At 51.7% G+C, this 24,433-nt stretch carries 21 protein-coding genes; 13 read left to right on the forward strand and 8 right to left on the reverse strand.

Annotated elements, in window-relative coordinates; all coding sequences use genetic code 11:
- Positions 1-153 precede the first annotated feature (153 nt).
- From tyrB to M975_RS20455, 3 genes are all read left to right on the forward strand, one after another.
- On the forward strand, positions 154-1,347 hold the full coding sequence (gene tyrB / locus M975_RS20445) for an aromatic amino acid transaminase (RefSeq protein WP_064561715.1): 1,194 nt from the start codon (positions 154-156) through the stop codon (positions 1,345-1,347).
- Between the two features lie 263 nt (positions 1,348-1,610).
- Positions 1,611-2,324, forward strand: a complete 714-nt coding sequence (gene aphA, locus M975_RS20450) for an acid phosphatase AphA (protein WP_064561716.1) — start codon at positions 1,611-1,613, stop codon at positions 2,322-2,324.
- 354 nt (positions 2,325-2,678) lie between these two features.
- The gene (locus M975_RS20455) at positions 2,679-3,032 is read left to right on the forward strand and encodes an MmcQ/YjbR family DNA-binding protein (RefSeq protein WP_064561717.1); all 354 of its coding nucleotides are present in this window, start codon (positions 2,679-2,681) and stop codon (positions 3,030-3,032) included.
- A 74-nt stretch (positions 3,033-3,106) separates the two neighbouring features.
- Here the strand turns inward: M975_RS20455 and uvrA are convergent, their stop codons facing one another.
- Complete coding sequence (gene uvrA, locus M975_RS20460) at positions 3,107-5,938, reverse strand: excinuclease ABC subunit UvrA (RefSeq protein ID WP_064561718.1); 2,832 nt, start codon at positions 5,936-5,938, stop codon at positions 3,107-3,109.
- Positions 5,939-6,166: 228 nt separating this feature from the next.
- Here uvrA and ssb1 point away from each other — a divergent pair, with 228 nt between their 5' ends.
- The 3 genes from ssb1 (at position 6,167) to M975_RS20475 (ending at position 8,868) form a co-directional block, all read left to right on the forward strand.
- Entirely contained in the window at positions 6,167-6,706 is a 540-nt protein-coding gene (ssb1, locus tag M975_RS20465) for a single-stranded DNA-binding protein SSB1 (protein WP_064561719.1), read from the forward strand.
- A gap of 192 nt (positions 6,707-6,898) precedes the next feature.
- The gene (locus tag M975_RS20470) at positions 6,899-8,077 is read left to right on the forward strand and encodes a M20 aminoacylase family protein (protein WP_064561720.1); all 1,179 of its coding nucleotides are present in this window, start codon (positions 6,899-6,901) and stop codon (positions 8,075-8,077) included.
- Positions 8,078-8,091: 14 nt separating this feature from the next.
- On the forward strand, positions 8,092-8,868 hold the full coding sequence (locus tag M975_RS20475; protein ID WP_064561721.1) for an ABC transporter substrate-binding protein: 777 nt from the start codon (positions 8,092-8,094) through the stop codon (positions 8,866-8,868).
- 77 nt (positions 8,869-8,945) lie between these two features.
- Here the strand turns inward: M975_RS20475 and M975_RS20480 are convergent, their stop codons facing one another.
- Both M975_RS20480 and soxS read right to left on the reverse strand, forming a co-directional pair.
- Positions 8,946-9,227 carry a YjcB family protein gene (locus M975_RS20480; protein ID WP_064561722.1) on the reverse strand — a complete coding sequence of 94 codons (282 nt, stop codon included), beginning with the start codon at positions 9,225-9,227 and terminating at the stop codon, positions 8,946-8,948.
- A gap of 239 nt (positions 9,228-9,466) precedes the next feature.
- On the reverse strand, positions 9,467-9,790 hold the full coding sequence (gene soxS, locus M975_RS20485; protein WP_064561723.1) for a superoxide response transcriptional regulator SoxS: 324 nt from the start codon (positions 9,788-9,790) through the stop codon (positions 9,467-9,469).
- Positions 9,791-9,861: 71 nt separating this feature from the next.
- Here soxS and soxR point away from each other — a divergent pair, with 71 nt between their 5' ends.
- The 4 genes from soxR (at position 9,862) to M975_RS20505 (ending at position 14,876) form a co-directional block, all read left to right on the forward strand.
- Positions 9,862-10,317 (forward strand): redox-sensitive transcriptional activator SoxR, encoded by a 456-nt coding sequence (gene soxR / locus M975_RS20490; RefSeq protein WP_064561724.1) that lies wholly within the window; start codon positions 9,862-9,864, stop codon positions 10,315-10,317.
- 301 nt (positions 10,318-10,618) lie between these two features.
- The gene (locus M975_RS20495) at positions 10,619-11,281 is read left to right on the forward strand and encodes a glutathione S-transferase family protein (RefSeq protein ID WP_064561725.1); all 663 of its coding nucleotides are present in this window, start codon (positions 10,619-10,621) and stop codon (positions 11,279-11,281) included.
- 412 nt (positions 11,282-11,693) lie between these two features.
- Entirely contained in the window at positions 11,694-13,043 is a 1,350-nt protein-coding gene (locus M975_RS20500) for an NCS2 family permease (protein WP_064561726.1), read from the forward strand.
- A gap of 186 nt (positions 13,044-13,229) precedes the next feature.
- A complete protein-coding gene (locus M975_RS20505; protein WP_064561727.1) occupies positions 13,230-14,876 on the forward strand; it encodes a Na+/H+ antiporter in 1,647 nt (548 codons plus the stop codon).
- A gap of 85 nt (positions 14,877-14,961) precedes the next feature.
- Here M975_RS20505 and M975_RS20510 read toward each other — a convergent pair whose 3' ends face one another.
- Entirely contained in the window at positions 14,962-15,849 is an 888-nt protein-coding gene (locus tag M975_RS20510) for a LysR family transcriptional regulator (protein ID WP_064561728.1), read from the reverse strand.
- 103 nt (positions 15,850-15,952) lie between these two features.
- On the opposite strand from M975_RS20510, the gene M975_RS20515 reads away from it, so the two are divergent.
- Both M975_RS20515 and M975_RS20520 read left to right on the forward strand, forming a co-directional pair.
- Entirely contained in the window at positions 15,953-16,378 is a 426-nt protein-coding gene (locus tag M975_RS20515) for a CidA/LrgA family protein (protein WP_034492476.1), read from the forward strand.
- Positions 16,371-17,060, forward strand: coding sequence for an LrgB family protein (locus tag M975_RS20520; RefSeq protein WP_064561963.1), 690 nt, complete (start codon positions 16,371-16,373; stop codon positions 17,058-17,060). Before M975_RS20515 ends, M975_RS20520 begins: the two co-directional genes overlap by 8 nt.
- A 99-nt stretch (positions 17,061-17,159) precedes the next feature.
- Here the strand turns inward: M975_RS20520 and M975_RS20525 are convergent, their stop codons facing one another.
- Positions 17,160-18,452 (reverse strand): Gfo/Idh/MocA family protein, encoded by a 1,293-nt coding sequence (locus M975_RS20525; protein ID WP_064561729.1) that lies wholly within the window; start codon positions 18,450-18,452, stop codon positions 17,160-17,162.
- 49 nt (positions 18,453-18,501) lie between these two features.
- Between M975_RS20525 and M975_RS20530 the strand changes: the two genes are divergently transcribed.
- Entirely contained in the window at positions 18,502-20,070 is a 1,569-nt protein-coding gene (locus tag M975_RS20530) for a hypothetical protein (RefSeq protein WP_064561730.1), read from the forward strand.
- Positions 20,071-20,306: 236 nt separating this feature from the next.
- Here M975_RS20530 and actP read toward each other — a convergent pair whose 3' ends face one another.
- From actP to acs, 3 genes are all read right to left on the reverse strand, one after another.
- Entirely contained in the window at positions 20,307-21,965 is a 1,659-nt protein-coding gene (actP, locus tag M975_RS20535; protein WP_064561731.1) for a cation/acetate symporter ActP, read from the reverse strand.
- Positions 21,962-22,279 carry a DUF485 domain-containing protein gene (locus M975_RS20540; RefSeq protein ID WP_064561732.1) on the reverse strand — a complete coding sequence of 106 codons (318 nt, stop codon included), beginning with the start codon at positions 22,277-22,279 and terminating at the stop codon, positions 21,962-21,964. Before M975_RS20540 ends, actP begins: the two co-directional genes overlap by 4 nt.
- Positions 22,280-22,414: 135 nt before the next feature.
- Positions 22,415-24,370, reverse strand: coding sequence for an acetate--CoA ligase (acs, locus tag M975_RS20545; RefSeq protein WP_064561733.1), 1,956 nt, complete (start codon positions 24,368-24,370; stop codon positions 22,415-22,417).
- Positions 24,371-24,433 lie beyond the last annotated feature (63 nt).

Here is a 24,433-nt window from a genome sequence, read left to right on the forward strand (position 1 = left end):
AAAGATCTCACCCTGACAAGATTGCCTGAGTGAGCTGTGTATAAGAGACAGCCCTCAGGGAGAGGGGTGTTTTTAAACAAAACCCCTCGATTTCCCCCCAGCTTCCGGTTTACATTGGTTGTTCGCAACACTGTAAACCAGGAGAACCTCACCGTGTTTCAAAAAGTTGACGCCTATGCTGGCGACCCAATCCTTTCCCTTATGGAACGTTTCAAAGTCGATCCGCGCAGCGACAAGGTAAATCTCAGCATTGGTCTCTATTACGATGAAAATGGGGTCATCCCACAGTTACAGGCTGTTGCTCAAGCGGAAGAACGCCTGAATGCCAGTCCGCATGGCGCATCAATTTACCTGCCGATGGAAGGCCTGAACAGCTACCGTAGCGCGATTGCCCCGCTGCTGTTTGGTGCTGAACACCCGGCGTTGCTCGAAGGGCGTATCGCCACTATTCAAACACTTGGCGGATCAGGTGCGTTGAAAGTGGGTGCGGATTTCCTGAAAACTTATTTCCCAAGTTCTCAGGTATGGGTCAGCGACCCGACCTGGGAAAACCACGTCGCCATCTTTGGCGGTGCGGGTTTTGAAGTGAACATTTACCCTTGGTTTGATAATGAAACCAACGGCGTGCGTTTCGAAGCGCTGCTGGAAACCCTGCAAACGCTGCCTGCACAAAGTATTGTGTTGCTGCACCCATGCTGCCATAACCCGACGGGCTCTGATCTGACGGATGCGCAATGGGATGTGGTGGTTGAAATTCTCAAGGCGCGCGAGTTGATTCCATTCCTTGACATCGCCTACCAGGGCTTTGGTGCGGGCATGGAAGAAGATGCCTATGCGATTCGCGCGATTGCCAGCGCCGGGCTGCCAGCGTTGGTCAGTAACTCATTCTCGAAGATTTTCTCTATGTATGGCGAGCGCGTGGGCGGCCTGTCTGTCGTTTGTGAAGATGCTGATGCCGCAGGCCGCGTATTAGGCCAGTTGAAAGCAACCGTGCGCCGTAACTACTCCAGCCCGCCAAACTTTGGTGCGCAAGTGGTATCGGCCGTGCTCAATGACGAGCAGCTGAAAGCCAACTGGCTGGCAGAAGTTGAAACCATGCGTCGTCGTATTCTCGATATGCGCCAGGCACTGGTTTCGGTGCTGAAAGCTGAAATGCCAGAGCGTAACTTTGATTATCTGTTGCAACAGCGCGGGATGTTCAGTTACACCGGCTTGAGTGCTGCTCAGGTTGACCGTCTGCGCGACGAGTTTGGTGTGTACCTGATTGCCAGCGGGCGCATGTGCGTGGCCGGGCTGAACAGCCATAACGTTCAGCGCGTGGCACAGGCGTTTGCAGCTGTAATGTAAGTACTTACTGACATGCGTTAAGCCCTCACCCTAGCCCTTTCCCCCAGGAGAGGGAACTGGTCTGGTTCACTCCTTCTCCCTCAGGGAGAAGGCTGGGATGAGGGTGGTTCTTCACAAATCCCATTCTGTGATTCATCACCTTTTTCTATGACAAATCCTGAAAAATTCCTTCCTCTGGCGCTTTTGCATCGGTATGGTCGAATTGATTTTTTACCATCTGTTCTGCTTTATCACCCTCACTAATCATAATTAAAGGGAAAATGATGCGTAAGCTAACTATGGCATTGAGTGCCGTTTGTTTGTTATTGGGATTGAACCAGTCTGTTGTTGCTAAGGAATCTGCACCCGTACCACTCAACCCCGGCGTAACCGTCGCGCAACTGGCGCAGCAAGTTCCGATTCACTGGGTTTCTGTCGCTCAAATCGAAAACAGCCTGCTGGGACGCGCGCCGATGGCGGTGGGTTTCGATATCGACGACACGGTTCTGTTCTCTAGCCCTGGCTTCTATCGCGGGCAAAAAGAGTTTTCGCCAGGCAAGCAGGATTACCTGAAAACCCCGGCGTTCTGGGAAAAAATGAACAACGGCTGGGATGATTTCAGCATGCCGAAAGAAGTAGCGAAAAACCTGATAGCCATGCACCTGAAACGCGGTGACAGCATTTACTTCGTTACTGGCCGCAGCCCGACCAAAACAGAAACCGTGACTAAAACGCTGCAAAATGATTTCCAGATCCCGCAGGCCAGCGTGAATCCGGTTATTTTCGCGGGCGACCAGCCAGGGCAAAACACCAAAACGCAGTGGCTGAAAGATAAGAAAATCAAAGTATTCTATGGCGATTCTGACGGGGATATTACTGCCGCTCAGGATGTTGGCGCACGCGGTATTCGTCTGTTACGTGCTTCAAATTCCAGCTATCAGCCATTGCCAAAAGCAGGGGCATTTGGCGAAGAGGTTATCGTTAACTCCGAATACTAATTTTACCCGTCATACTTCAAGCCGCAGGTGCGTTGGCTACACTCACTCACCCCAGTCACTTACTTTAGTAAGTGACTGGGGATGAAGTTCTCTTGCCGCGTTACTCGGCAAAGCCTCGCCTCTGTCGAGGTCAGCGCAAGCGCTGCTCAAAAGGCTAAAGCCTTTTGTCCTTCAGCTCGAATTATTAGGGTAAAATCGGTTTTAATGACGCAATACTAATCCCGCTGCCGTTTTTTTCATCAAATTCCCCCGGTTGAATTTTACTTTTGGCGAGTTGCTCGCACACTTAGAGATGCCAGTTTCTTAAACTGGTTAGCACATCCTTTTCACGGGAGTCTCTCAAGGGGAATCAAAATGACCAATTCGGAGCTATTGCAGTACTGCATGAACAAATCCGGAGCGGAACAAACTGTTCATAGCGACTGGAAGGCGACACAAATCAAAGTTGCGGATGTGATGTATGCGATGGTGCATGACGTTGAGGCTCGCCCGGCTGTGTCGTTAAAAGCCAGCCCGGAACTTGCAGATTTACTTCGTGAAAGCCATTCAGACGTTTTCCCAAGCGCGCATCTCAACAAAGCACACTGGAGCACGATTTATCTGGATGGCTCGCTGCCAGATTCGCAGATTTATTACCTGGTAGACGCCTCCTACCAACAGGCATTATCGCTGCTGCCTCAACAGACAAGGCAGCAGCTTTCTGACTGACTACTTCATACCCGTCATACTTCAAGTTGCATCATTGTTGGTTACGTTCTCTTACCGCCTCGATGCCACTCGAATTATTTTCGGTATAGCAAAGGTTTAAGGAAGCGCGCGGTATGTGATGCTTCACACTCTGCGACGGTTTCTGGCGTACCAGAAACGAGGATTTCGCCGCCGCCGCTACCGCCTTCCGGGCCAAGGTCAACAATCCAGTCCGCGGTTTTAATCACGTCCAGGTTATGCTCGATAACCACAATGGTATTGCCCTGGTCGCGCAACTGATGCAGAACTTCCAGCAACTGCTGAATATCGGCAAAGTGCAGGCCAGTGGTTGGCTCATCAAGAATATACAGCGTTTGGCCGGTACCGCGTTTGGACAGCTCACGCGCCAGTTTCACACGTTGCGCTTCACCACCGGATAGCGTGGTTGCCGACTGACCCAGGCGAATGTAGGACAGGCCCACGTCAATCAAGGTTTGCAGCTTACGCGCCAGCGCCGGTACGGCATCAAAGAACTCGCGGGCATCTTCGATAGTCATATCCAGCACTTCGTGGATGCTCTTGCCTTTATACTTAATTTCCAGCGTTTCGCGGTTATAGCGTTTGCCACGGCACTGGTCGCACGGCACATAAATATCCGGCAAGAAGTGCATCTCGACTTTGATTACGCCATCACCCTGGCAGGCTTCACAACGCCCGCCGCGCACGTTAAAGCTGAAACGACCTGGCGTATAACCACGCGCACGAGATTCCGGCACACCGGCAAACAACTCACGCACTGGCGTAAACACGCCGGTGTACGTCGCCGGGTTTGAACGCGGTGTACGGCCAATTGGGCTTTGGTCGATATCAATAACTTTGTCGAAATGCTCCAGGCCGTGAACTTCGCGGTATGGCGCAGGTTCCGCAAGCGTCGCCCCGTTCAGTTGGGTTTGCGCAATCGGGAAAAGCGTATCGTTAATCAGCGTCGATTTACCGGAGCCTGAAACCCCGGTCACACAGGTAAACAAGCCGACGGGCAGCGTCAACGTCACATCTTTCAGGTTGTTGCCCTTGGCGCCAACCAACTTCAACACCTTCTCTGGGTCAGCCGGAACGCGGTTTTTCGGCAGTGCAATTTCACGCTTACCGCTGAGGAACTGCCCGGTCAGTGATTCTGGCGCATCGATAATATCCTGCATCGTGCCCTCGGCAACGACATAGCCGCCGTGAACACCCGCTCCCGGGCCGATATCAATAATATGGTCTGCGGCACGAATCGCATCTTCGTCGTGCTCGACCACAATCACGGTATTCCCGAGGTCGCGCAGGTGAATCAGAGTTTCCAGTAAACGTTCGTTATCGCGCTGATGCAGGCCAATTGAAGGTTCATCAAGCACATACATCACACCGACAAGGCCTGCGCCAATCTGGCTTGCCAGACGAATACGCTGTGCTTCACCGCCCGACAGTGTCTCTGCGGAACGGGAAAGCGACAGGTAATTCAGGCCGACGTTCACCAGGAATTTCAGGCGATCGCCAATCTCTTTCAAGATTTTTTCAGCGATTTGCGCACGCTGGCCGCTCAATTTCATGTTCTGGAAAAATTCCATCGCATGGCCGATGCTCATATCCGAAATGGTTGGCAACGGCGTGTTTTCAACAAACACATGGCGTGCTTCGCGACGCAGACGCGTGCCTTCACAGCTTGCACATGAACGGTTGCTGATAAATTTCGCCAGCTCTTCGCGCACCGCGGAAGATTCGGTTTCTTTATAGCGGCGTTCCATATTGTGCAACACGCCTTCAAATGGATGGCGGCGCACCGAGGTATCACCACGGTCATTAATGTATTTAAATTCAATACTTTCTTTGCCAGAACCATTGAGCACTACGTTTTTCACGCTGGCGCTCAGCTCGTCCCATGGCGTTTCGATATCAAATTTATAATGCTCCGCCAGCGATCGCATCATGGTGAAGTAATAAAAATTACGGCGATCCCAGCCGCGAATGGCACCGCCAGCAAGGGAAAGCTCGCCATTTTGTACGACACGTTCCGGGTCGAAATATTGCTGCACACCAAGCCCGTCACAGGTTGGGCAGGCACCGGCCGGGTTGTTGAACGAGAACAGACGTGGTTCAAGCTCACGCATGCTGTAGCCACAAATTGGGCAGGCAAAGTTTGCGGAGAACAGCAGCTCTTCGGCTTTTGCGTCGTCCATATCGGCGACAACCGCAGAACCACCGGATAAATCCAGCGCGGTTTCAAAGGATTCGGCCAGACGCTGCGCGATATCTTCGCGCACTTTGAAACGGTCAACCACCACTTCAATGGTGTGTTTTTTCTGTAATTCTAGTTTTGGTGGATCCGAGAGATCGCACACCTCACCGTCGATCCTGGCGCGGATGTAGCCCTGGCTTGCCAGGTTTTCCAGCGTTTTGCTGTGCTCGCCTTTTCTATCTTTAATGATTGGAGCAAGCAGCATCAGGCGCTTGCCTTCTGGCTGCGCTAAAACGTTATCAACCATCTGGCTGACCGTTTGCGCCGCAAGCGTAACATCGTGATCCGGGCAGCGCGGTTCGCCCACGCGGGCATACAGCAGGCGCAGGTAATCGTGAATTTCAGTAATGGTGCCGACGGTTGAACGTGGGTTATGCGACGTGGATTTCTGCTCGATAGAAATCGCAGGCGATAAACCTTCAATGTGGTCGACATCCGGCTTTTCCATCAACGACAGGAACTGACGCGCATAGGCGGAGAGGGACTCAACGTAACGACGCTGCCCCTCGGCGTATAAGGTGTCGAAAGCCAGTGAGGATTTGCCAGAACCCGAAAGCCCAGTCACGACAATCAGCTTGTCGCGTGGAATGACGAGGTTAATATTTTTGAGATTGTGGGTGCGGGCGCCCCGAACTTCGATCTTATCCATTCACCTTTCCCGGTTTAAACGCTTTTTGCCAGGCCGCACAGGAGGCCGCCGACGATCACAAACGGCTAATTATGACACAATAAAACCTGAATGAATATCCAGTGTTTTAATGCAACAATGTATACCCCTACGACATTCTGGAATGCACGCCGCAGCTATAAACATTATGGGTGGCGTGGTAGAATCGAGGGTTTACACTATTTATAAAACGTATCAGGAGACACGACCATGGCCAGCAGAGGCGTAAACAAGGTGATTCTCGTCGGGAATCTGGGTCAAGACCCGGAAGTACGCTACATGCCAAATGGTGGCGCAGTTGCCAACATTACTCTGGCCACGTCAGAGTCCTGGCGCGATAAGCAAACCGGCGAAACTAAAGAAAAGACTGAATGGCACCGTGTTGTGCTGTTCGGCAAACTGGCGGAAGTGGCGGGTGAATACCTGCGTAAAGGTTCCCAGGTTTATATCGAAGGCGCATTGCAGACGCGTAAATGGACTGACCAGGCTGGTGTTGAAAAATTCACCACTGAAGTTGTGGTTAACGTTGGCGGCACCATGCAAATGCTGGGTGGACGTGCAGCGGGTGGTGCTCCTGCCGGCGGCGGTAACGCTGGCCAGCAGCAGGGTGGTTGGGGTCAACCTCAGCAACCGCAGCAAGGTGGCAACCAGTTCAGCGGCGGCGCGCAACAATCTCGCCCGCAGCAGAGCGCTCCAGCGCCATCTAACAATGAACCACCAATGGACTTCGATGACGATATTCCATTCTGATAATGGTTCTGGCATTTAGCATTATCTAAAACCCCGCTTGCGGGGTTTTTTGTTTTTTAGCGCTTGTAAAAACGACTATTAATAACCCGAATGTATTGCCCCGCGTCATAAGTAATCCTGCTTGCATTAAAACGTTATCCAGCTAAGTTGTTTATGCAAACACAAACACTTATAACTCCACCGGAGCGCAGCATGACGGATTTTGTGATACCAGAAATAAAAGCCTCTGAAGATGAGATGATTGCAATACGTCATTATCTGCATGCAAACCCAGAATTAAGTTTGGAAGAGTTTAAAACCAGTGATTTAGTAGCAAAGCAACTTGAAACGTGGGGATATAAAGTCACACGAGGAATTGGCACTACTGGTGTTGTGGGTTCGTTGAAAAAAGGGGATTCGAATAAATCTATTGGCCTGCGTGCTGATATGGATGCACTGCCTATTTTTGAAGAAACCAACTTACCCTGGGCAAGTACGGTGCCAGGTAAAATGCACGCCTGCGGTCATGACGGGCACACCACCATTTTATTAGCGGCAGCGAAGTATATCGCGTCGCAAGCCTGTGACTTTAACGGCACGGTCCACCTGATTTTCCAGCCAGCCGAAGAAGCGATTGGCGGTGCAGATTTAATGATTAAAGACGGATTATTCGACCGTTTCCCATGCGACCGTGTTTTTGCTCTGCACAATATGCCAGGCTTGCCGACTGGGAAGCTCGGGTTCTATTCAGGCAATTTTATGGCCTCGGCGGATACGGTAAAAATCACCATCAAGGGTTATGGCGGCCATGGCGCTTATCCGCATCGCACCGTTGACCCCATCGTAACCGGGGCTACATTAATTACCGCGCTGCAAACCATTGTTTCCCGCAATGTCACGCCGGGTGAAACCGCGATTGTTACCGTGGGAACATTCCAGTCGGGTATTGCTTCCAACGTTATCCCAGACACTGCGGTGATGGAGCTGACCGTGCGTGCGATGAAACCTGACATCCGCGATCTGTTAATTAAACGAATCGAAGAATTAGCGGACTTTACCGCTAAAAGCTTTGGTGCGAGCTGTGAAGTGGAAGTTTACGACTCCTACCCGGTACTGATTAACGATGATGAGCAAACGGCGTTTGCCCGGGAACTGGCCGTCGAGTTCTTTGGCAAAGATGCGGTGCTCGATAAAGTGCTTCCGTCGACCGGCAGCGAAGATTTTGCGTTTATGCTGCAAGAGCGTCCGGGCAGTTATTTCTTGTTGGGGAATGGAGAGAAGGGCGATAAGGGTGGCTGCATGGTGCATAACCCAGGGTACGATTTTAATGATGACATTATTTCTACCGGTGCCTCATTCTTTTCCTGCTTAGTCCAAACGTATTGTCGCTAATCCCTGGAGCTAATATGAAGAAATATATACTGCCGTTAATTGCTCTGCTGGCGACCAGTTCGGCACTGGCGAATAATATTAAAGAAATTCGTTTTGGTGTTGATCCTACATTTGCGCCGTTTGAGTCGAAAGATGCGTCGGGAAAAGTGGTGGGGTTTGATATTGATTTAGGCAACGCGATTTGTGAGAAACTTCAGGCCAAATGTGTCTGGGTAGAAAATAATTTCGATGCGATTATTCCTGCACTGCAAGCCAGAAAGTTTGATGCAATTCTTTCAGGTATGTACATGACAGAAAAACGAAAAGAGCAGGTCGCCTTTAGCGATAAAATTTATAACGGCCCGGTATTCCTGGTGGCGAATAAAAACACTGCGATTAAGTCAGATATTGAACAACTGAAAGGGAAAACTATTGGCGTCGAACAAGGTTCAGCGCAGGAAACCTATGCCAACAAAAACTGGCGCAGTGCGGGTGTGAATGTTGTGGCCTATCAGGGCGCTGACCATGTTATTCAGGATCTGGAATCCGGGCGCATTGATGGCGCGGTTCTGTCAGGCGTGATGGCTGAATACAGTTTTCTGAAGAAACCACAGGGCAAAGATTTTGCATTTGTTGGCGGCGCACTGCAGGACCCTGAACTGTTTGGCGCAGGTGCGGCAATTGGCCTGAGAAAAGATGACACCGAGCTGCGTGAAGCAATTAATAGCGCGATTAGCCAGATTCTTGCAGACGGCACCTATAAAAAACTGGCCGCAAAATATTTTAGCTTCGACATCTATTCCGGGACGTAATGCGTTAACGGCTCGCTGTTAACACAAAAAAGGCCTCGCGCTATGCAGAGGCCTTTTTTATGTTCAAATCATACCAATCAGGTTAGCACCATCGGCCATTCAGGCGGAGCATGGCTTGAGATCTCAATCATAATGTCTTTGAACGACGCCCAGATAACCGGGAAATCGGCCAGCGTCAGTCCCAGTAAACCGGTCGCAAACCACAGCGATGCGGCGATGCCCAGACCACTGCTCACGACAGCCAAAAACGTGTAGTCGGATTTGCGAAACTGGATATTCAGCGTGCTGGCTAAAAACATCAAAACCGCACTGACTAAAGGCCAACGCATAAGCAAAACGCTGGTAGTGATTGCCGCCATGAAAACTGTTCCTCGATGATTACGTAACTCATTACGCTCAACGGTTATGCGCGACACAAGGTGCGCCAATACAGCTCAGGGACCGTCAGGGAAATGAGTGGGTGCAGAAAATGTAATAAGAATCCTGTCTCACAGGATTTGTGAACTATATCACACTTGTTCTTTTAATCGCCAGTGGGCGGCGTATTTTCTGACCCAATTCTTCGAGTATTCAGGCAACAATATCTGTGCAAACAACGTCAGGCGTGGTGACGGTAATCGGTTGGCGTCCGGTCAAACTCACGGCGGAAAACGCGTGAAAAAGTCTGCTGGGAAACGTAACCGTAATCCATCGCAATATCAAAAATGGGCCGCTGGGTGCTGCGTAATTCTTTGGCTGCCATCAACAGGCGGCGCTGTCTAATGTATTCACCCAATGTCTGGCGCTTCACCGTACGGAACATCCGCTGAAGATACCATTTTGAATAACCAGATTTTTTTGCCACAACATCAATGTTCAGCGGCTGATCAATATGATCGTCAATCCATTGAGTCAAAGTTTGAATAATATCCTGGTGTGCCATAAACCATTCCCATAGCCGGATGTGTTGGCAGCGAGTATAATTCCTCAAGTTAACTTGAGGTAAAGAGCATTATGGAAAAGAAATCACCGCGCTTTAAATCTTTACTTAGCCCGGGCGAAGTTGCGAAGCGCAGCGGCGTGGCTGTTTCTGCTTTGCACTTTTATGAAACCAAAGGGCTTATCAAAAGCGTGCGTAATAGCGGCAACCAACGGCGCTACACGCGTGATGTGCTGCGAAATGTGGCGATCATTAAAATCGCGCAGCGCATCGGAATCCCGTTGGCGACAATTGGTGAAGAGTTTGGTGTCTTGCCTGATGGGCACAAAATTAATAAAAACGACTGGAAAAAGATGTCATCACAATGGCGTGAAGAACTGGAGCGGCGTATTCATACGCTGACGGCATTGCGTGATGAGTTAGATGGCTGCATTGGTTGCGGCTGTTTGTCCGGTGCCGATTGCCCATTACGCAACCCAGGCGACAAACTTGGCGAGCAAGGAACGGGCGCGCGTCTTTTAGAAGATTAGAACTGGATGGCACAGTTTCATGGATTTGAACCAAAACTAAAGCGCCCAACATCGGCGCTTTAGTTTATTCCCGGTCTTTGTCTTTCGATCTATCCCGCTTTTCGCAAGGAGGGTTTCCCCCGACATCAGCGTCCCTCAATTACACATTCTCAGGAGGTTCCGGATTGCGCTGACAATTTAAGTGTAGAACCCTTCAGCCAGGTTTCAAGGTGTTTTTGACTGTTTTTTGAACAATTCTAATACTTCACTTTTTGCGCATTTACCTATAGTTAACACATCTTGCTAAACAGAAGGTTACCCCATGCTTATTGTTCATCATCTCAATAACTCCCGCTCGCAGCGCATTTTATGGATGCTTGAAGAGCTACAGGTGCCGTACCAGATTGTTCGCTATCAGCGTGAACCGACCATGCTGGCACCCGATTCATTAAAAGCTGTGCACCCGTTGGGGAAGTCACCGGTGGTGGAAGATAATGGCAATATCCTCGCGGAGTCGGGGGCAATCATAGAGTACCTGCAAGAAACGTATGACACTGAAAGCCGCCTCAAGCCGATTACCAATGAAGACAAACTCCGTTATCGCTTTTGGCTGCATTACGCCGAAGGATCGTTAATGCCGCTCTTAATGATGAAACTGGTGTTTGGTAGTCTCGGGAAAGCCCCCGTTCCGTGGTTATTACGCCCGGTTGGAAAAGTGTTAGGGCAGGGCGTGCAAAAGGCTTATCTGAATAAACAGATTATGACCCATGCGCGCTATCTCGAAGATTCGCTGCAACAAAATCCGTGGTTTGCCGGGCAGGCGTTTAGCGCGGCAGATATTCAGATGAGCTTCCCGGTGATCGCACTGCTCTCGCGAGGTGGCATCAACGACTTACCGAATCTGCACAATTGGTGCAGCAAAGTGCAAATGCGCCCTGCCTGGCAGCGGGCGATTCAGCAAGGTGGGCCGTTCGAAATCCCTTAACTCATACTGCAAGTTGCCTCTATGTTGGGTATAGGTTGACCCATCGAAAAATCCTATGAGTCAGGAAAATCTATAACCAGTATCTTGCATCATTGTTGCTAAATTGCGCATCGACGATAACGTTTGCGCACGAGGTGGCGATATTTTGACCGGCTAATGCCTTTTTCGACAAAAAGCGGCAAAGTTCGGTTGAAAATCCATGTAAGAAGGCCGGATAATCGTTTGCCTTAATTTTGACGCCTAGTTTGTATGCGCGGAGTTAAACGTTTGCTTTTTTTGTGACACCCCTTTTTGTCACAAACGCAGCACAGGGATCAATTCGTATCATTTAAGAATTTGAACGTTTAATTGGCAGCGGTCTGCCAACCACGCATACCAACGTAATCATAAAAATCTCAGGGGATTTTTCACTATGTCTAATCATTCTCCGCGTGCAACCAGCGGTATCGACGCCTGGTTCAAAATATCTGCACGTGGCAGTACCGTTCGTCAGGAAGTTGTGGCGGGTTTAACGACCTTCCTTGCGATGGTGTACTCCGTGATCGTTGTACCGGGCATGCTCGGTAAAGCAGGTTTCCCTCCTGCGGCGGTCTTTGTGGCGACTTGCCTGGTAGCCGGTGTTGGCTCTCTTGTGATGGGCCTTTGGGCTAACCTGCCTTTGGCAATTGGTTGTGCCATTTCGTTGACCGCGTTCACCGCGTTCAGCCTGGTGCTGGGTCAACACATCAGCGTACCCGTTGCGTTAGGTGCCGTGTTCCTGATGGGTGTGCTGTTCACCATCATCTCTGCAACGGGCATTCGTAGCTGGATTTTGCGTAACTTACCGATGGGTGTTGCGCATGGCACCGGCATCGGTATCGGCCTGTTCCTGCTGCTGATTGCGGCAAACGGTGTCGGCCTGGTAATTAAAAACCCACTTGATGGCTTGCCAGTTGCGCTCGGTCATTTCGACAGCTTCCCGGTTATTATGTCGCTGATTGGCCTTGCGGTTATCATCGGCCTGGAAAAACTGAAAGTCCCTGGCGGCATTCTGCTGACCATCATCGGTATTTCTGTTTTCGGCCTGATTTTTGACCCAAGCGTTCATTTCTCTGGCATTTTCGCTATGCCTTCGCTGAAAGATGAAGCGGGCAACTCGCTGATCGGTAGCCTGGATATCATGGGCGCGTTGAACCCGGTAGTGTTGCCAAGCGTTCTGGCGCTGGTAATGACTGCGGTATTTGATGCAACCGGCACTATCCGCGCCGTTGCGGGCCAGGCAAATCTGCTGGATAAAGACGGTCAAATCATCGATGGCGGCAAAGCGCTGACTACCGACTCCCTGAGCTCTGTGTTCTCAGGCCTGGTGGGTGCGGCTCCTGCTGCGGTTTACATCGAATCTGCAGCAGGTACTGCTGCAGGTGGTAAAACCGGCCTGACGGCAATCACCGTTGGTGTGCTGTTCCTGTTGATTCTGTTCCTCTCTCCGCTCTCTTATCTGGTTCCTGCATACGCAACCGCTCCGGCGCTGATGTATGTGGGCTTACTGATGCTGAGCAACGTTGGGAAAATCGACTTCGATGATTTCGTTGATGCGATGGCTGGCCTGATTACTGCGGTATTCATCGTGCTGACCTGTAACATCGTTACCGGCATCATGATTGGTTTCGCAACTCTGGTGATTGGCCGTATCGTCTCTGGTGAGTGGCGTAAGCTGAATATCGGCACAGTCGTGATTGCTATTGCATTGGTCGCATTCTACGCAGGCGGCTGGGCAATTTAATCTCTATACTTCAAGCTGCAGGGTTGTTGGCTGCAGCTTGAATTATTTAGAGTAAAAACTTTCTGAACATTCTTTCCAAAACCCCTTCAAGTCTTTTCCTGTTTCCTTCCGGTGTATAAAATTGTTTTATGATTAGAACAACATCCTGCAAAAAGGGTTTCACAAAACACCGCGACTAAGGAAAGCATGGAAATTTTCTTTACTATTCTCATCATGACCCTTGTGGTTTCGCTCTCTGGTGTGGCTACACGCATGCTGCCGTTCCAGATCCCTCTTCCGTTAATGCAAATTGCGATTGGGGCCTTGCTCGCCTGGCCACACTTCGGATTACACGTCGATTTCAACCCGGAACTGTTCCTGGTGCTGTTTATTCCGCCGCTGCTATTTGCTGATGGCTGGAAAACTCCGACAAACGAATTTCTTAACCACGGGCGAGAAATCATCGGCCTTGCGCTGGTGCTGGTGCTGGTCACCGTGGTTGGTATTGGCTTCCTGATTTACTTCCTGGTGCCGGGTATTCCGCTCATTCCTGCGTTTGCGCTGGCGGCGGTGCTCTCGCCGACTGATGCCGTGGCACTTTCCGGCATTGTTGGAGAAGGGCGCATCCCGAAGAAAATCATGGGGATTTTGCAGGGCGAAGCGTTGATGAACGACGCCTCCGGCCTGGTATCGTTAAAAATGGCGGTCGCCGTAGCGGTGGGAACGATGGTGTTTTCCGTCGGTGGTGCCACCCTTGAGTTCTTCAAAGTGGCGATCGGCGGCCTGCTGGCAGGTATTGCGGTCAGCTGGTTGTACGGTAAATCGCTGCGCCTGATGAGCCGCTGGAGTGGCGATGAACCCGCTACACAAATCCTGCTGCTGTTACTGCTGCCTTTCGCCTCTTACCTGATTGCCGAACATATCGGCGTTTCCGGCATTTTGGCGGCGGTTGCCGCGGGTATGACCATTACCCGTTCTGGCGTGTTGCGCAGCGCACCACTGGCGATGCGCCTGCGTGCGAACAGTGTATGGGCGATGCTCGAATTCGTGTTCAACGGCATGGTTTTCCTGATGCTGGGCCTGCAATTTCCGGGCATTCTGAAAACCTCTGTGGCGGCTGCAAATGCCGATCCGAACGTTGAGTTATGGATGCTATTTGTTGATGTCGGGCTTATCTATTTCGCGCTGATCGGTGTGCGTTTCTTATGGCTGTGGACCATGAAACGCATCAGCCTGCGTTTTATGAAAAAGCGTCCGCTGGAGTTCGGCAGCTACTCAACTCGCGAGCTTTGCATTGCGTCATTTGCCGGTGTACGAGGGGCGATTACTCTTGCGGGTGTGCTCTCAATTCCGCTGCTATTGGGCGACGGTACGCCTTTCCCGGCGCGTTACGAGCTTATCTTCCTCGCCGCGGGCGTGATTCTGTTCTCGTTATTTGTGGGAGTTATCATGCTGCCGATTTTATTGCGTAACGTGGAAGTTCCCGATAAATCAATGGCGCGTAAGGAAGAACGTATTGCCAGGGCCGCCACTGCAGAAGTCGCGATTACCGCCATTGAGAAAATGGAAGAGCGTCTACAAGCCGACGTGAACGAAAACATCGACGATCAACTGCTAAAAGAGGTGAGTTCGCGGGTTATCGGGAATTTGCGTCGCCGGGCTGACGGGCGTAACGATGTGGAAAGCAGCGAGCTTGAAGAGAATCTTGAGCGCCGCTTCCGTCTGGCGGCGTTACGTTCTGAACGTGCCGAACTGTATCATTTACGCGCCACGCAGAAAATCAGCAACGAAACGCTGATGAAACTGCTGCACGATTTGGATTTGCTCGAAGCATTGTTGGTCGAGCAGCAATAAAACAACCCTCATCCTAACCTTCTCCCAGAGGGGTAAGGGATCTCGATTTTAGCCCTCTCCTGGCGAGAGGGTTGGGGTGAGGGCGCTATGAACTGACTGGCCAAAACTCCTTACAGCAGGCAATCCACGCCTGTGCACTTTGCGAAATATAAACCCCTTCACGCCAAATCATCGCTAGCTGCCAGGTTAAATCGCTATTTAACGGTAGCCACATCAGCGTGTTTTTATCCAGCTTCTGGCAGATAGTCTCCGGCAGAATGGCAATCCCAACACCGGCCTGCACCATTGCGGCAAGAAAATCCCACTGCCCGCTGCGCACCGCTATTCGTGGCGTAAACCCGTGCTCGTGGAACAACTGAATGAGCTGGCGGCTCAGGGCGAAATCTTCGTTGTAGATCAGTAATGGGTGTGCGGCCAGCTCTATAGGGTCGATACTTTCGCGCTTAGTCCACGGGCCCGAGCGTGGCACCAGAACGCACAGTGGATTCTGCAGCAAAGGCAGTGTGGAAAAGGTGTGCTCGTCTTCTACCGGGAGTGCCGTCATCGCTAAATCCAGTTCGCCGTTAAGCACCGCTTGTTGCACCGTTAGCCCGCCAAATTCGGAAATCTTCAGTTCAACACCGGGGTAGCGCTGGCGATAAAGGCTAATCGGCCCGGCCATTAACATGCCAACCATCGGCGGAATACCCAGGCGCAGCACGCCTTTATTCAGATGGTTGATATCGCCAAGTTCGGCTTCCAGCTGACAAAATTCCGCTAAAATGGCTAAACCTCGTTGATAAACCACTTCTCCGGTATCCGTTAGCAACAGTTTACGCCCATCGCGAATCAGCAGCGTGCAACCCAACTCGTCTTCCAGGTTGCGCAGCATTTTGCTGATGGTCGGCTGAGTGACGAACATCTTCTGTGCCGCGCGGGTAAAACTTTGCTGGCGAACCACTTCAACAAAATAACGCAGCGTTCGGATGTCCATAACTATTCCTGTTGACTATACCTGTGATGATTTTAATTCATTTTTTTCAATGAAGTTGGCTAACTATAATCGCTACCTCACATTTCTTTGGAGTGCCGCTCTCATGGCCGTGGCGTTACGTGGTTTTACGCCTGTTCTTTTTCGCCGCATTCAGGTGCCGGTACAAGTTGCGCTATATGCAGGGCTATTTATTTTTGCCCAACAATTGGTTGACTGGTGGCACTTACCGCTGCCTGCAAACCTGGTCGGAATGCTGCTTTTACTCGCGCTAATTGTCTGCCGCGTGGTGCCGCTAAAATGGGTGCGAGCCGGTTCCCGCTGGTTGCTGGCAGAAATGCTGCTGTTCTTTGTGCCTGCCGTGGTTGCGGTGGTGAACTACGCCGAATTACTGATGGTGGATGGCTGGCGCATTTTCCTGGTTATCGCCATAAGTACTTTGCTGGTACTGAGCACCACCGCCCTGGTGGTGGATAAAGTTTACCGTTATGAGCTGGCGCGTATTGCACGCAGGCAGGCTAGTGGTGAGTAATTTCCAGTTGAGTATTCTTTGCCTGGTCATCACGCTCGGACTCTATTTTGCCAATAAAAAGCTTTATCGCCGTTTTCGTAAATTGCCGCTAATGCCGCTGGTGTTAACGCCACTGTTGCTGGTGGCGATACTGATTTTTGGCCACATCTCCTATCAGAATTATATGGGTGAAGCGCACTGGCTTTTGTGGTTGCTTGGCCCGGCGACCATCGCCTTTGCAGTGCCAGTTTATGACAACCTGAACGTTATAAAACGCCACTGGATGTCACTTTCAGCGGGTGTTATTACTGCGACCGTTGTTGCTGTTACCAGCTCGGTCTGGCTTGCGCGGTTGTTTACTTTATCGGACGAAATCCAGCGCAGCCTGGCGGTGCGTTCGATTACCACACCTTTTGCGTTAGCCGCGGCTAAACCGCTTGGCGGGCAACCGGAGCTGGTGGCGTTATTTGTAGTGGTGACCGGCGTGTTTGGTATGGCGGTGGGCGACGTGCTGTTTTTGCGCCTCGCCATTCGTGAAGGAATGGCAAAAGGAGCCGGTTTTGGCGCGGCTTCTCACGGCGCAGGTACTGCACGTTCCTACGAACTCGGCCCGCAAGAAGGCGTGGTCGCAAGCCTGGTGATGATGTTTTCTGGCGTCGTGATGGTATTGATTGCGCCATTGGTTGGCTGGCTGATGTTTTGAGCCATTTTCACCCTCACCCTGGCCCTCTCCCCCAGGAAAGGGAATGGTACGGTTTTCTCCCTCGCCCTCAGGGAGAGGGTCGGGGTGAGGGTTGTTTAATCATCTTTTTAAGCGTGAAACCAACTCAAACTCTTTAAACCACACCGGGCGTTGCTGCTGCATCGAAATATTCCCGGCGATACCGGTCAGAATCGACATTGCGCCTGAGCGGTGGTCGGCGGCGCGTTTTAGCGGGTCGTTGCCAGGCTCGCCAAACAAATCGGCCAGCATTGCATTATCACCACCACCGTGGCCGCCCGCTCCGATACTGAAGTCGGCTTTATAAGGTGCTGCGAACATCGGGAACACGGTGATATCACAGCTTTCCAGGCTACCTTCGTTTTCACGGTCTCCACCGGCATTCACGTAGGACATTTCCACCAGTTTCATCTCAAGCCGCCCACGGCTGCCGTTGAACACCACGTTCAGCCCTTCCCACGGTAGATATGCATTAAGTGAGTAAGTCATCTGCACCTGGTTCTGGTATTTCACCAGCACCGATAACGTATCTTCGATATTGATGCCGTCGCTGAATACGCTTTGGTCGCGGAAATAGTTATCTTCATGTTCCGCATCCAGATACAGCTCTTTAAGTTGCGAATTTTCTTCCATATGCAGTGCAAACGGGTCATCTTTCGCGGCGGCATAGCCATGAGCGCGTGGATAAAACTGCGAGACTCCCCGCATTTGCGCATTCTCTTTGCCGTAAAAACGCAGCCCACCTTCCGCATAAACACGTTCCGGATAGCTATCCAACCAGAAGTTCATCAGGTCGAAATGGTGGGTGGATTTATGCACCAGCAGGCCGCCACTATTACGTTTTTCTCGGTGCCAGCGGCGGAAATAATCCGCGCCGTGCTCGGTGTTCAGCAGCCATTCGAAATGTACTGAAAACACCTCGCCGATGGTTTCTTCCATCAGCAATTCACGGATTTTGCTGTGGTGCGGTGCGTAACGGTAATTAAAGGCGACACGCACCTGGCGGCCAGTTTCTTCGATGGCGTCCAGAATGCGCAGCGCCCGTTTTTCATCAATAGTCATTGGCTTTTCGGTTATCACATCACAACCGGCGTGTAGCGCCCGCACAATATAATCGTCGTGAGTGCGGTCCATAGTGGTGACGATAATAATATCCGGGCGAGTCTCACGGATCATGGTTTCGAAATCAGCCGCTTGCCAGGTGGATACTTGTGCGGCCCCTGCATTACTCAACAGCTTATTGGCGTACTTCATGCGCGTCTGGTTAGTGTCGCAAAACGCGACCAGTTGCGAATTGTCTTTCCATTTACCGCTGATGGCTTCGATATATAACCCGGCACGGCCACCCGTTCCCACTAATGCATATTTTTTCATTTTCCCCTCGCTTCGGAAGTCATGGTATTTTCGTTTTTCTGGAATATTTTTGGCGCAACGTATGAAACTGGTTCCGCATCAATTAATGGAGTTAAACAGTCCTTTTATTTGGCACTGGCCGTGGTTTATTTCCTGCGTCGATGCCGCCAAAAAACACGGTTTTACCGGTATTATTCTTCATCAGCAGGAATTGCTTTCGCTGCTCGCTACGCCGTCACCGCTCAGTTATCGCCATGACGTCGAAAACCTTATTCATCAGCAAAAAAATGCGCTGCAATATTTAAAAAAGGTCAGTGCTTATTTGCGTGAATTTAACCTCAGCTTCTGGCTGCAAGGCGAAGCTGCGCCGACCGATGACATCATCAGGCGTAAATTCCCGGAATTTTCTTTTGATGAGCGCAGCACGCCCGACTTCTGGAAACAGTTTTATTCGTCGATCTTTTCTCCGCTACTGCCGTTATTTCCGCACCTCAGCGGCGTGATCCTCAGCCTGACCACTCCGCAATTTCAGACCGCCGGCTGGCAACAAAGCTTGCATCATGTCTGGAGCCTGTTACGCGCTCAGGGCAAAAAACTTATCCTGCGCGATTTCATTGATACCAGTTGGCCGCGCCAGCAACTTTCCCGTGTGTTGTCGGGCCTGCCGGATGACGTTCGTGCATCAATCAAAGCCACAGAGCTTGATTACCACCCGGGTTTTGCCAACCATCCGCATATTGTTTCACTCACCGGCCATAAAAAATGGATCGAATACGATCTCTGGGGCACCGGTTACGGCTGGACTGTCCTGCCGTGTTATCTGGCCGATGAGATCCAGGGCCGCCTGAGCTGGGCAACAAGCCTTGACGACCACAATATCGAAGCCGTTACTTCGCGAGTTTCGTGGCAATGGCTGCCGGATGGCCTGACGATGGACTCCGCCAACGCCGTCAATCTTTTTGGCCTGAGTGCGGCGAATAACACCGAACCGACTTGCGTTATCGACACCTGGATTGAGCAGCAAAAACTCGGCTTTCGTAGCAAATCAGACCGCCAGCGTTTTAGCGCGTTGTACGCCTCCAGCTACGACTGGCTGTGCAAAACCCCCAATCTTCTGGGGCGGCGCATGCACTACCAAAGTCAAATCCCGGAAAGCTATTCGCAGGCCCAACAACTGCTGCATACTGACATCCGCAGCGCCAACTGGGTGCAGGCGTTTCAGCCACTTTTCCCGACTGATGACCCAGCATTTGGTGCTGAACAACGCCAGCTGATCGCTCTGGAAAAACAGAGCGCCCACTTCCTTGCAAACTCCGCCTTACAGCAGCTTCGTGAACTGCGCATCACTTGCCACAACGACACCCTCGAGCGCCTCGAAGCCGCATGGCACAACGCCGAAATGTACGGCCAGCTGTTCTCGCATGTCGCTTTTGCGGTCAGTGATATGCAAATGGGCGAACACTACGGTGATGCAACACAGGTGGCGAAAACTGCCGCTCAGCACCGCGAAACACTCCTGCGCTTTGCAGATATTCTGGAACGTTGGGCCGATTCACCACCACAAGGTAGCCCGCACTATGTTTCATTGTTGCTTAATGGAGAACGGCTGCGCGGATTCGCCATGAGTTTGTTGGGATAATCATATGAAGGCGGGGAAGGGTTGTCGTGCAGGAACGAGCGGGCAAAACGCTGCTGGAATCGACAATAGCGAAACTCGCGATCTTCCTCACGAAATGGAAAAATTGCTTGTGATGACGATCACTTTGCTTGAGTTAATAACTGTGACGAGCGGCAAGTAGCGCGGGGAAAAGTGTGAGATGAAACGGAGCAGAATTTTCCCGGCTCAAACGCGAGCCGGGAAGGGATTATTGCGAATCAGTGCGCACGGCCTTGTTCAATGCCAATCCCGGTCTGGGAACGGATGAACTGAGCACGGAATTTCTCACGTTCGAGATTACCTTCCGGGCTGTTATCCGTCGCTGAGAACACCCAAATACCGACGAACGCCACCAGAATCGAGAACAGTGCCGGGTATTCATACGGGAAGATTGCTGTGGCGTGGCCGAGCACTTGCACCCAAACCGTTGGGCCGAGAACCATCAGGATCACTGCCGTCAGCAGGCCGAGCCAGCCGCCAATCATCGCGCCGCGCGTGGTCAGTTTCGACCAGTACATCGAGAGCAGAATAATCGGGAAGTTACAGCTCGCCGCAATCGAGAACGCAAGGCCAACCATGAAGGCGATATTTTGTTTCTCGAACAAAATACCCAACCCGATAGCCACCACGCCCAGTACCACAACGGTGATTTTGGAGACTCTCAGCTCGTCACGTTCAGATGCCCCTTTGCGGAACACGTTGGCGTAAAGGTCATGCGAAACCGCAGATGCCCCTGCCAGTGTTAAACCTGCAACCACCGCAAGAATGGTGGCGAAGGCAACCGCTGAGATAAAGCCGAGGAACAGACTGCCGCCCACGGCATCAGCCAGGTGAACCGCCGCCATGTTGTTGCCGCCAATCAACGCCCCTGCGGCGTCTTTAAAGGCAGGGTTAGCACCGACTAACATGATGGCGCCAAAGCCGATGATAAAGGTCAGGATGTAGAAATAACCCATGAACCCGGTAGCGTACAGCACGCTTTTACGCGCTTCGCGGGCATCGCTGACCGTGAAGAAGCGCATTAAAATGTGTGGCAAACCTGCCGTACCAAACATCAAACCTAATCCCAGCGACAGCGCCGATATCGGGTCTTTTACCAACCCGCCAGGGCTCATAATCGCCACACCTTTTGGGTGTACCGCAATCGCTTCAGCGAACAGGTTGTTGAAGCTAAAGCCGACGTGTTTCATCACCATAAAGGCCATGAAACTTGCGCCGAACAGCAGCAATACGGCTTTGATAATTTGCACCCATGTCGTCGCCAGCATGCCGCCAAACAACACGTACATCACCATCAGCACGCCAACCAGAACTACCGCAACGTGGTAGTTCAGGCCAAACAACAGCTGAATAAGTTTACCTGCGCCAACCATCTGGGCAATCAGGTAAAGCGCCACCACCACCAGTGAACCACAAGCGGACAGGATACGAATCGGCCCCTGCTTCAGGCGATAGGATGCGACATCAGCAAAGGTATATTTACCGAGGTTTCTCAGGCGTTCTGCAATCAGGAACAGGATAATTGGCCAGCCGACCAAAAATCCCAGCGAGTAAATCAAGCCGTCATAGCCCGAGGTGAATACCAGCGCCGAAATACCGAGGAACGATGCGGCGGACATATAGTCACCCGCAATCGCCAGTCCATTCTGGAAGCCAGTGATATTGCCGCCTGCGGTGTAGTAATCGCTACGCGTGCGGGTTCGTTTTGACGCCCAATACGTAATACCCAACGTAAAGGCGACGAAAATCACGAACATGATAATTGCCTGCCAGTTCGTGGGCTGGCGTTGTACCGCCCCCGTAATCGCATCCGCAGCAAACGCGGAGGCAGGCAGGCTTAACAGCGGTGCGGCAGCAAGGCCGAGAAGACGTTTCATGATACCTTCACCTCGCGCAGCACAGCGTTATTCAGACGGTCAAATTCACCGTTCGCTCGCCAGACATAAACGCCGGTGAGGAAGAATGAAATCAGAATCACGCCAACCCCAATAGGAATGCCGCGCGTCACGGTTGTGCCTGCGTGCAAAGGTGTGCCCAGCCAGCCAGGCGCGAAGGCAATGAGCAGGATAAAGCTGATATAAATCACCAGCATGATGATGGACAAAATGGTGGCAAACCGTTGCCGTTTAGCGACTAACTCCCTGAAATGCGCACTGTCTTCTATCCGTTGATAAATGGTTGGATCATTCATCACACAGTCTCCAGAGGTAAGGGGATATTGTTATGTTTTGGCTCCTTCTCCTGAGGGAGAAGGTTGGGATGAGGGCGAAGCCGCAGGACATACCCTCACCCCAACCCTCTCCCATTGGGAGAGGGGGAAGAGCAGTTAAGGCATGGTAATAGATTGTTTTTCTTCCAGTAACTTCTCAACAACACCCGGATCGGCAAGCGTTGAAGTATCACCAAAGTTGCTGGTATCTCCGACGGCAATTTTGCGCAGAATACGGCGCATAATCTTGCCGGAACGGGTTTTCGGTAGTGAATCTGTCCAGTGCAGAATATCCGGCGTGGCAAGCGGGCCAATCTCTTTACGTACCCAATTGCGCACTTCGGTATACAGTTCAGGCGTTGGCTCTTCGCCGTGGTTAAGCGTTACATACGCATAAATCGCCTGGCCTTTAATATTATGCGGAATGCCGACGACTGCGGCTTCGGCCACTTTCGGGTGCGACACCAGCGCTGATTCGATTTCAGCTGTACCCAGGCGGTGGCCGGAAACGTTCAGCACGTCATCCACACGTCCGGTGATCCAGTAGTAACCGTCTTCGTCACGGCGTGCGCCGTCACCGCTGAAGTACATATTTTTGAAGGTCGAGAAATAGGTCTGCTCGAAACGCTCGTGGTCGCCAAACAGCGTGCGCGCCTGGCCTGGCCATGAATCGGTGATGACCAGGTTGCCTTCGGCGGTACCTTGTTGTGGGTTGCCTTCGTTATCGACCAGGGCTGGTTGCACGCCAAAGAACGGGCGCGTGGCGGAACCGGCTTTCAGCTCGGTCGCGCCTGGCAGTGGGGTGATCATGAAGCCGCCGGTTTCGGTCTGCCACCAGGTATCAACTACCGGGCATTTCTCGTTACCGATTTTCTTCCAGTACCATTCCCACGCTTCCGGGTTGATAGGCTCACCCACGGAACCCAAAATGCGCAGCGAAGAACGGTCAGTGTTTTCAATCGCTTTATCGCCTTCGGCCATCAGCGCACGGATTGCGGTAGGTGCGGTGTAAAGAATGTTAACTTTATGCTTATCAACGACTTGTGCCATGCGATTTGGTGCAGGCCAGTTTGGTACACCTTCAAACATCAGCGTAATCGCGCCACACGCCAGCGGGCCGTACAGCAGGTAGCTGTGACCGGTGACCCAACCCACATCGGCGGTACACCAGTAAACGTCGCCCTGGTGGTAATCAAAGACATATTTAAAGGTGGTTGCAGCATAAACCAGGTAACCGCCGGTGGTGTGCAGCACGCCTTTTGGCTTGCCGGTTGAACCTGAGGTGTAGAGGATAAATAGCGGATCTTCGGCATTCACTTCCACCGGCTGGTGGTGTGCGCTGGCTTTCTCAACCAGTTCGTTCCACCACAGGTCGCGGCCTTCATGCCATTCGACTTTACCGCCGGTGCGTTTGAGCACCACCACGTGTTCAACGGTTTTAACGCCTGGGTTTTTCAGCGCCTCATCGACGTTTTTCTTCAGCGGAATGGAGCGCCCGGCACGAACGCCTTCATCGGCAGTAATGACCAGTTTGGAGCTGGAGTCGATAATGCGCCCGGCGACGGCTTCTGGTGAGAAACCACCAAAAATCACCGAATGCACCGCGCCAATGCGTGCGCAGGCCAGCATCGCAACAGCCGCTTCCGGCACCATCGGCATATAAATCGCTACCACATCGCCTTTCTTGATGCCCAGTTCTACCAGGGTATTGGCAAAACGGCACACTTCACGATGCAGTTCACGGTAGGTAATAGTTTTACTCTGGGTGGCGTCATCGCCTTCCCAGATGATCGCAGTCTGATCGCCACGATCTTTCAGGTGGCGATCGAGGCAGTTGGCGGCCAGGTTCAGGGTGCCGTCTTCATACCATTTGATTGAAACGTTTCCGGGTGCGAAAGAGGTGTTTTTCACCTTCTGGTAAGGCTTGATCCAATCAAGGATCTTACCTTGTTCGCCCCAATATGCGTCGGGGTCATGTACCGAGTGTTGGTACATGGATTGGTACTGCTCCGGGGTTATCAGGCAATTGTCCGCGATATTGGCGGGAATGGCGTGTTTATGTATTTGGCTCATGCTTTTTTTCTCCTTTTAGGATGTTAATAATATGTCACATAAACGTTAATCGCAGAGTGCTTG

Origin of the sequence: Buttiauxella brennerae ATCC 51605 (genome assembly GCF_001654925.1) — a bacterium.
GTDB lineage: Bacteria > Pseudomonadota > Gammaproteobacteria > Enterobacterales > Enterobacteriaceae > Buttiauxella > Buttiauxella brennerae.

Bases quoted from the DNA above. Each gene is read 5' to 3' on its own strand.
- M975_RS20475 (WP_064561721.1), top strand. From the start codon at position 8,092: ATGAAGAAATATATACTGCCGTTAATTGCTCTGCTGGCGACCAGTTCG.
- M975_RS20540 (WP_064561732.1), bottom strand. From the start codon at position 22,279: ATGAATGATCCAACCATTTATCAACGGATAGAAGACAGTGCGCATTTC.
- soxS (WP_064561723.1), bottom strand. From the start codon at position 9,790: ATGGCACACCAGGATATTATTCAAACTTTGACTCAATGGATTGACGAT.
- actP (WP_064561731.1), bottom strand. From the start codon at position 21,965: ATGAAACGTCTTCTCGGCCTTGCTGCCGCACCGCTGTTAAGCCTGCCT.
- M975_RS20470 (WP_064561720.1), top strand. From the start codon at position 6,899: ATGACGGATTTTGTGATACCAGAAATAAAAGCCTCTGAAGATGAGATG.
- acs (WP_064561733.1), bottom strand. From the start codon at position 24,370: ATGAGCCAAATACATAAACACGCCATTCCCGCCAATATCGCGGACAAT.
- M975_RS20480 (WP_064561722.1), bottom strand. From the start codon at position 9,227: ATGGCGGCAATCACTACCAGCGTTTTGCTTATGCGTTGGCCTTTAGTC.
- M975_RS20500 (WP_064561726.1), top strand. From the start codon at position 11,694: ATGTCTAATCATTCTCCGCGTGCAACCAGCGGTATCGACGCCTGGTTC.
- M975_RS20495 (WP_064561725.1), top strand. From the start codon at position 10,619: ATGCTTATTGTTCATCATCTCAATAACTCCCGCTCGCAGCGCATTTTA.
- M975_RS20515 (WP_034492476.1), top strand. From the start codon at position 15,953: ATGGCCGTGGCGTTACGTGGTTTTACGCCTGTTCTTTTTCGCCGCATT.
- M975_RS20510 (WP_064561728.1), bottom strand. From the start codon at position 15,849: ATGGACATCCGAACGCTGCGTTATTTTGTTGAAGTGGTTCGCCAGCAA.
- M975_RS20455 (WP_064561717.1), top strand. From the start codon at position 2,679: ATGACCAATTCGGAGCTATTGCAGTACTGCATGAACAAATCCGGAGCG.
- ssb1 (WP_064561719.1), top strand. From the start codon at position 6,167: ATGGCCAGCAGAGGCGTAAACAAGGTGATTCTCGTCGGGAATCTGGGT.
- M975_RS20505 (WP_064561727.1), top strand. From the start codon at position 13,230: ATGGAAATTTTCTTTACTATTCTCATCATGACCCTTGTGGTTTCGCTC.
- aphA (WP_064561716.1), top strand. From the start codon at position 1,611: ATGCGTAAGCTAACTATGGCATTGAGTGCCGTTTGTTTGTTATTGGGA.
- M975_RS20525 (WP_064561729.1), bottom strand. From the start codon at position 18,452: ATGAAAAAATATGCATTAGTGGGAACGGGTGGCCGTGCCGGGTTATAT.
- uvrA (WP_064561718.1), bottom strand. From the start codon at position 5,938: ATGGATAAGATCGAAGTTCGGGGCGCCCGCACCCACAATCTCAAAAAT.
- soxR (WP_064561724.1), top strand. From the start codon at position 9,862: ATGGAAAAGAAATCACCGCGCTTTAAATCTTTACTTAGCCCGGGCGAA.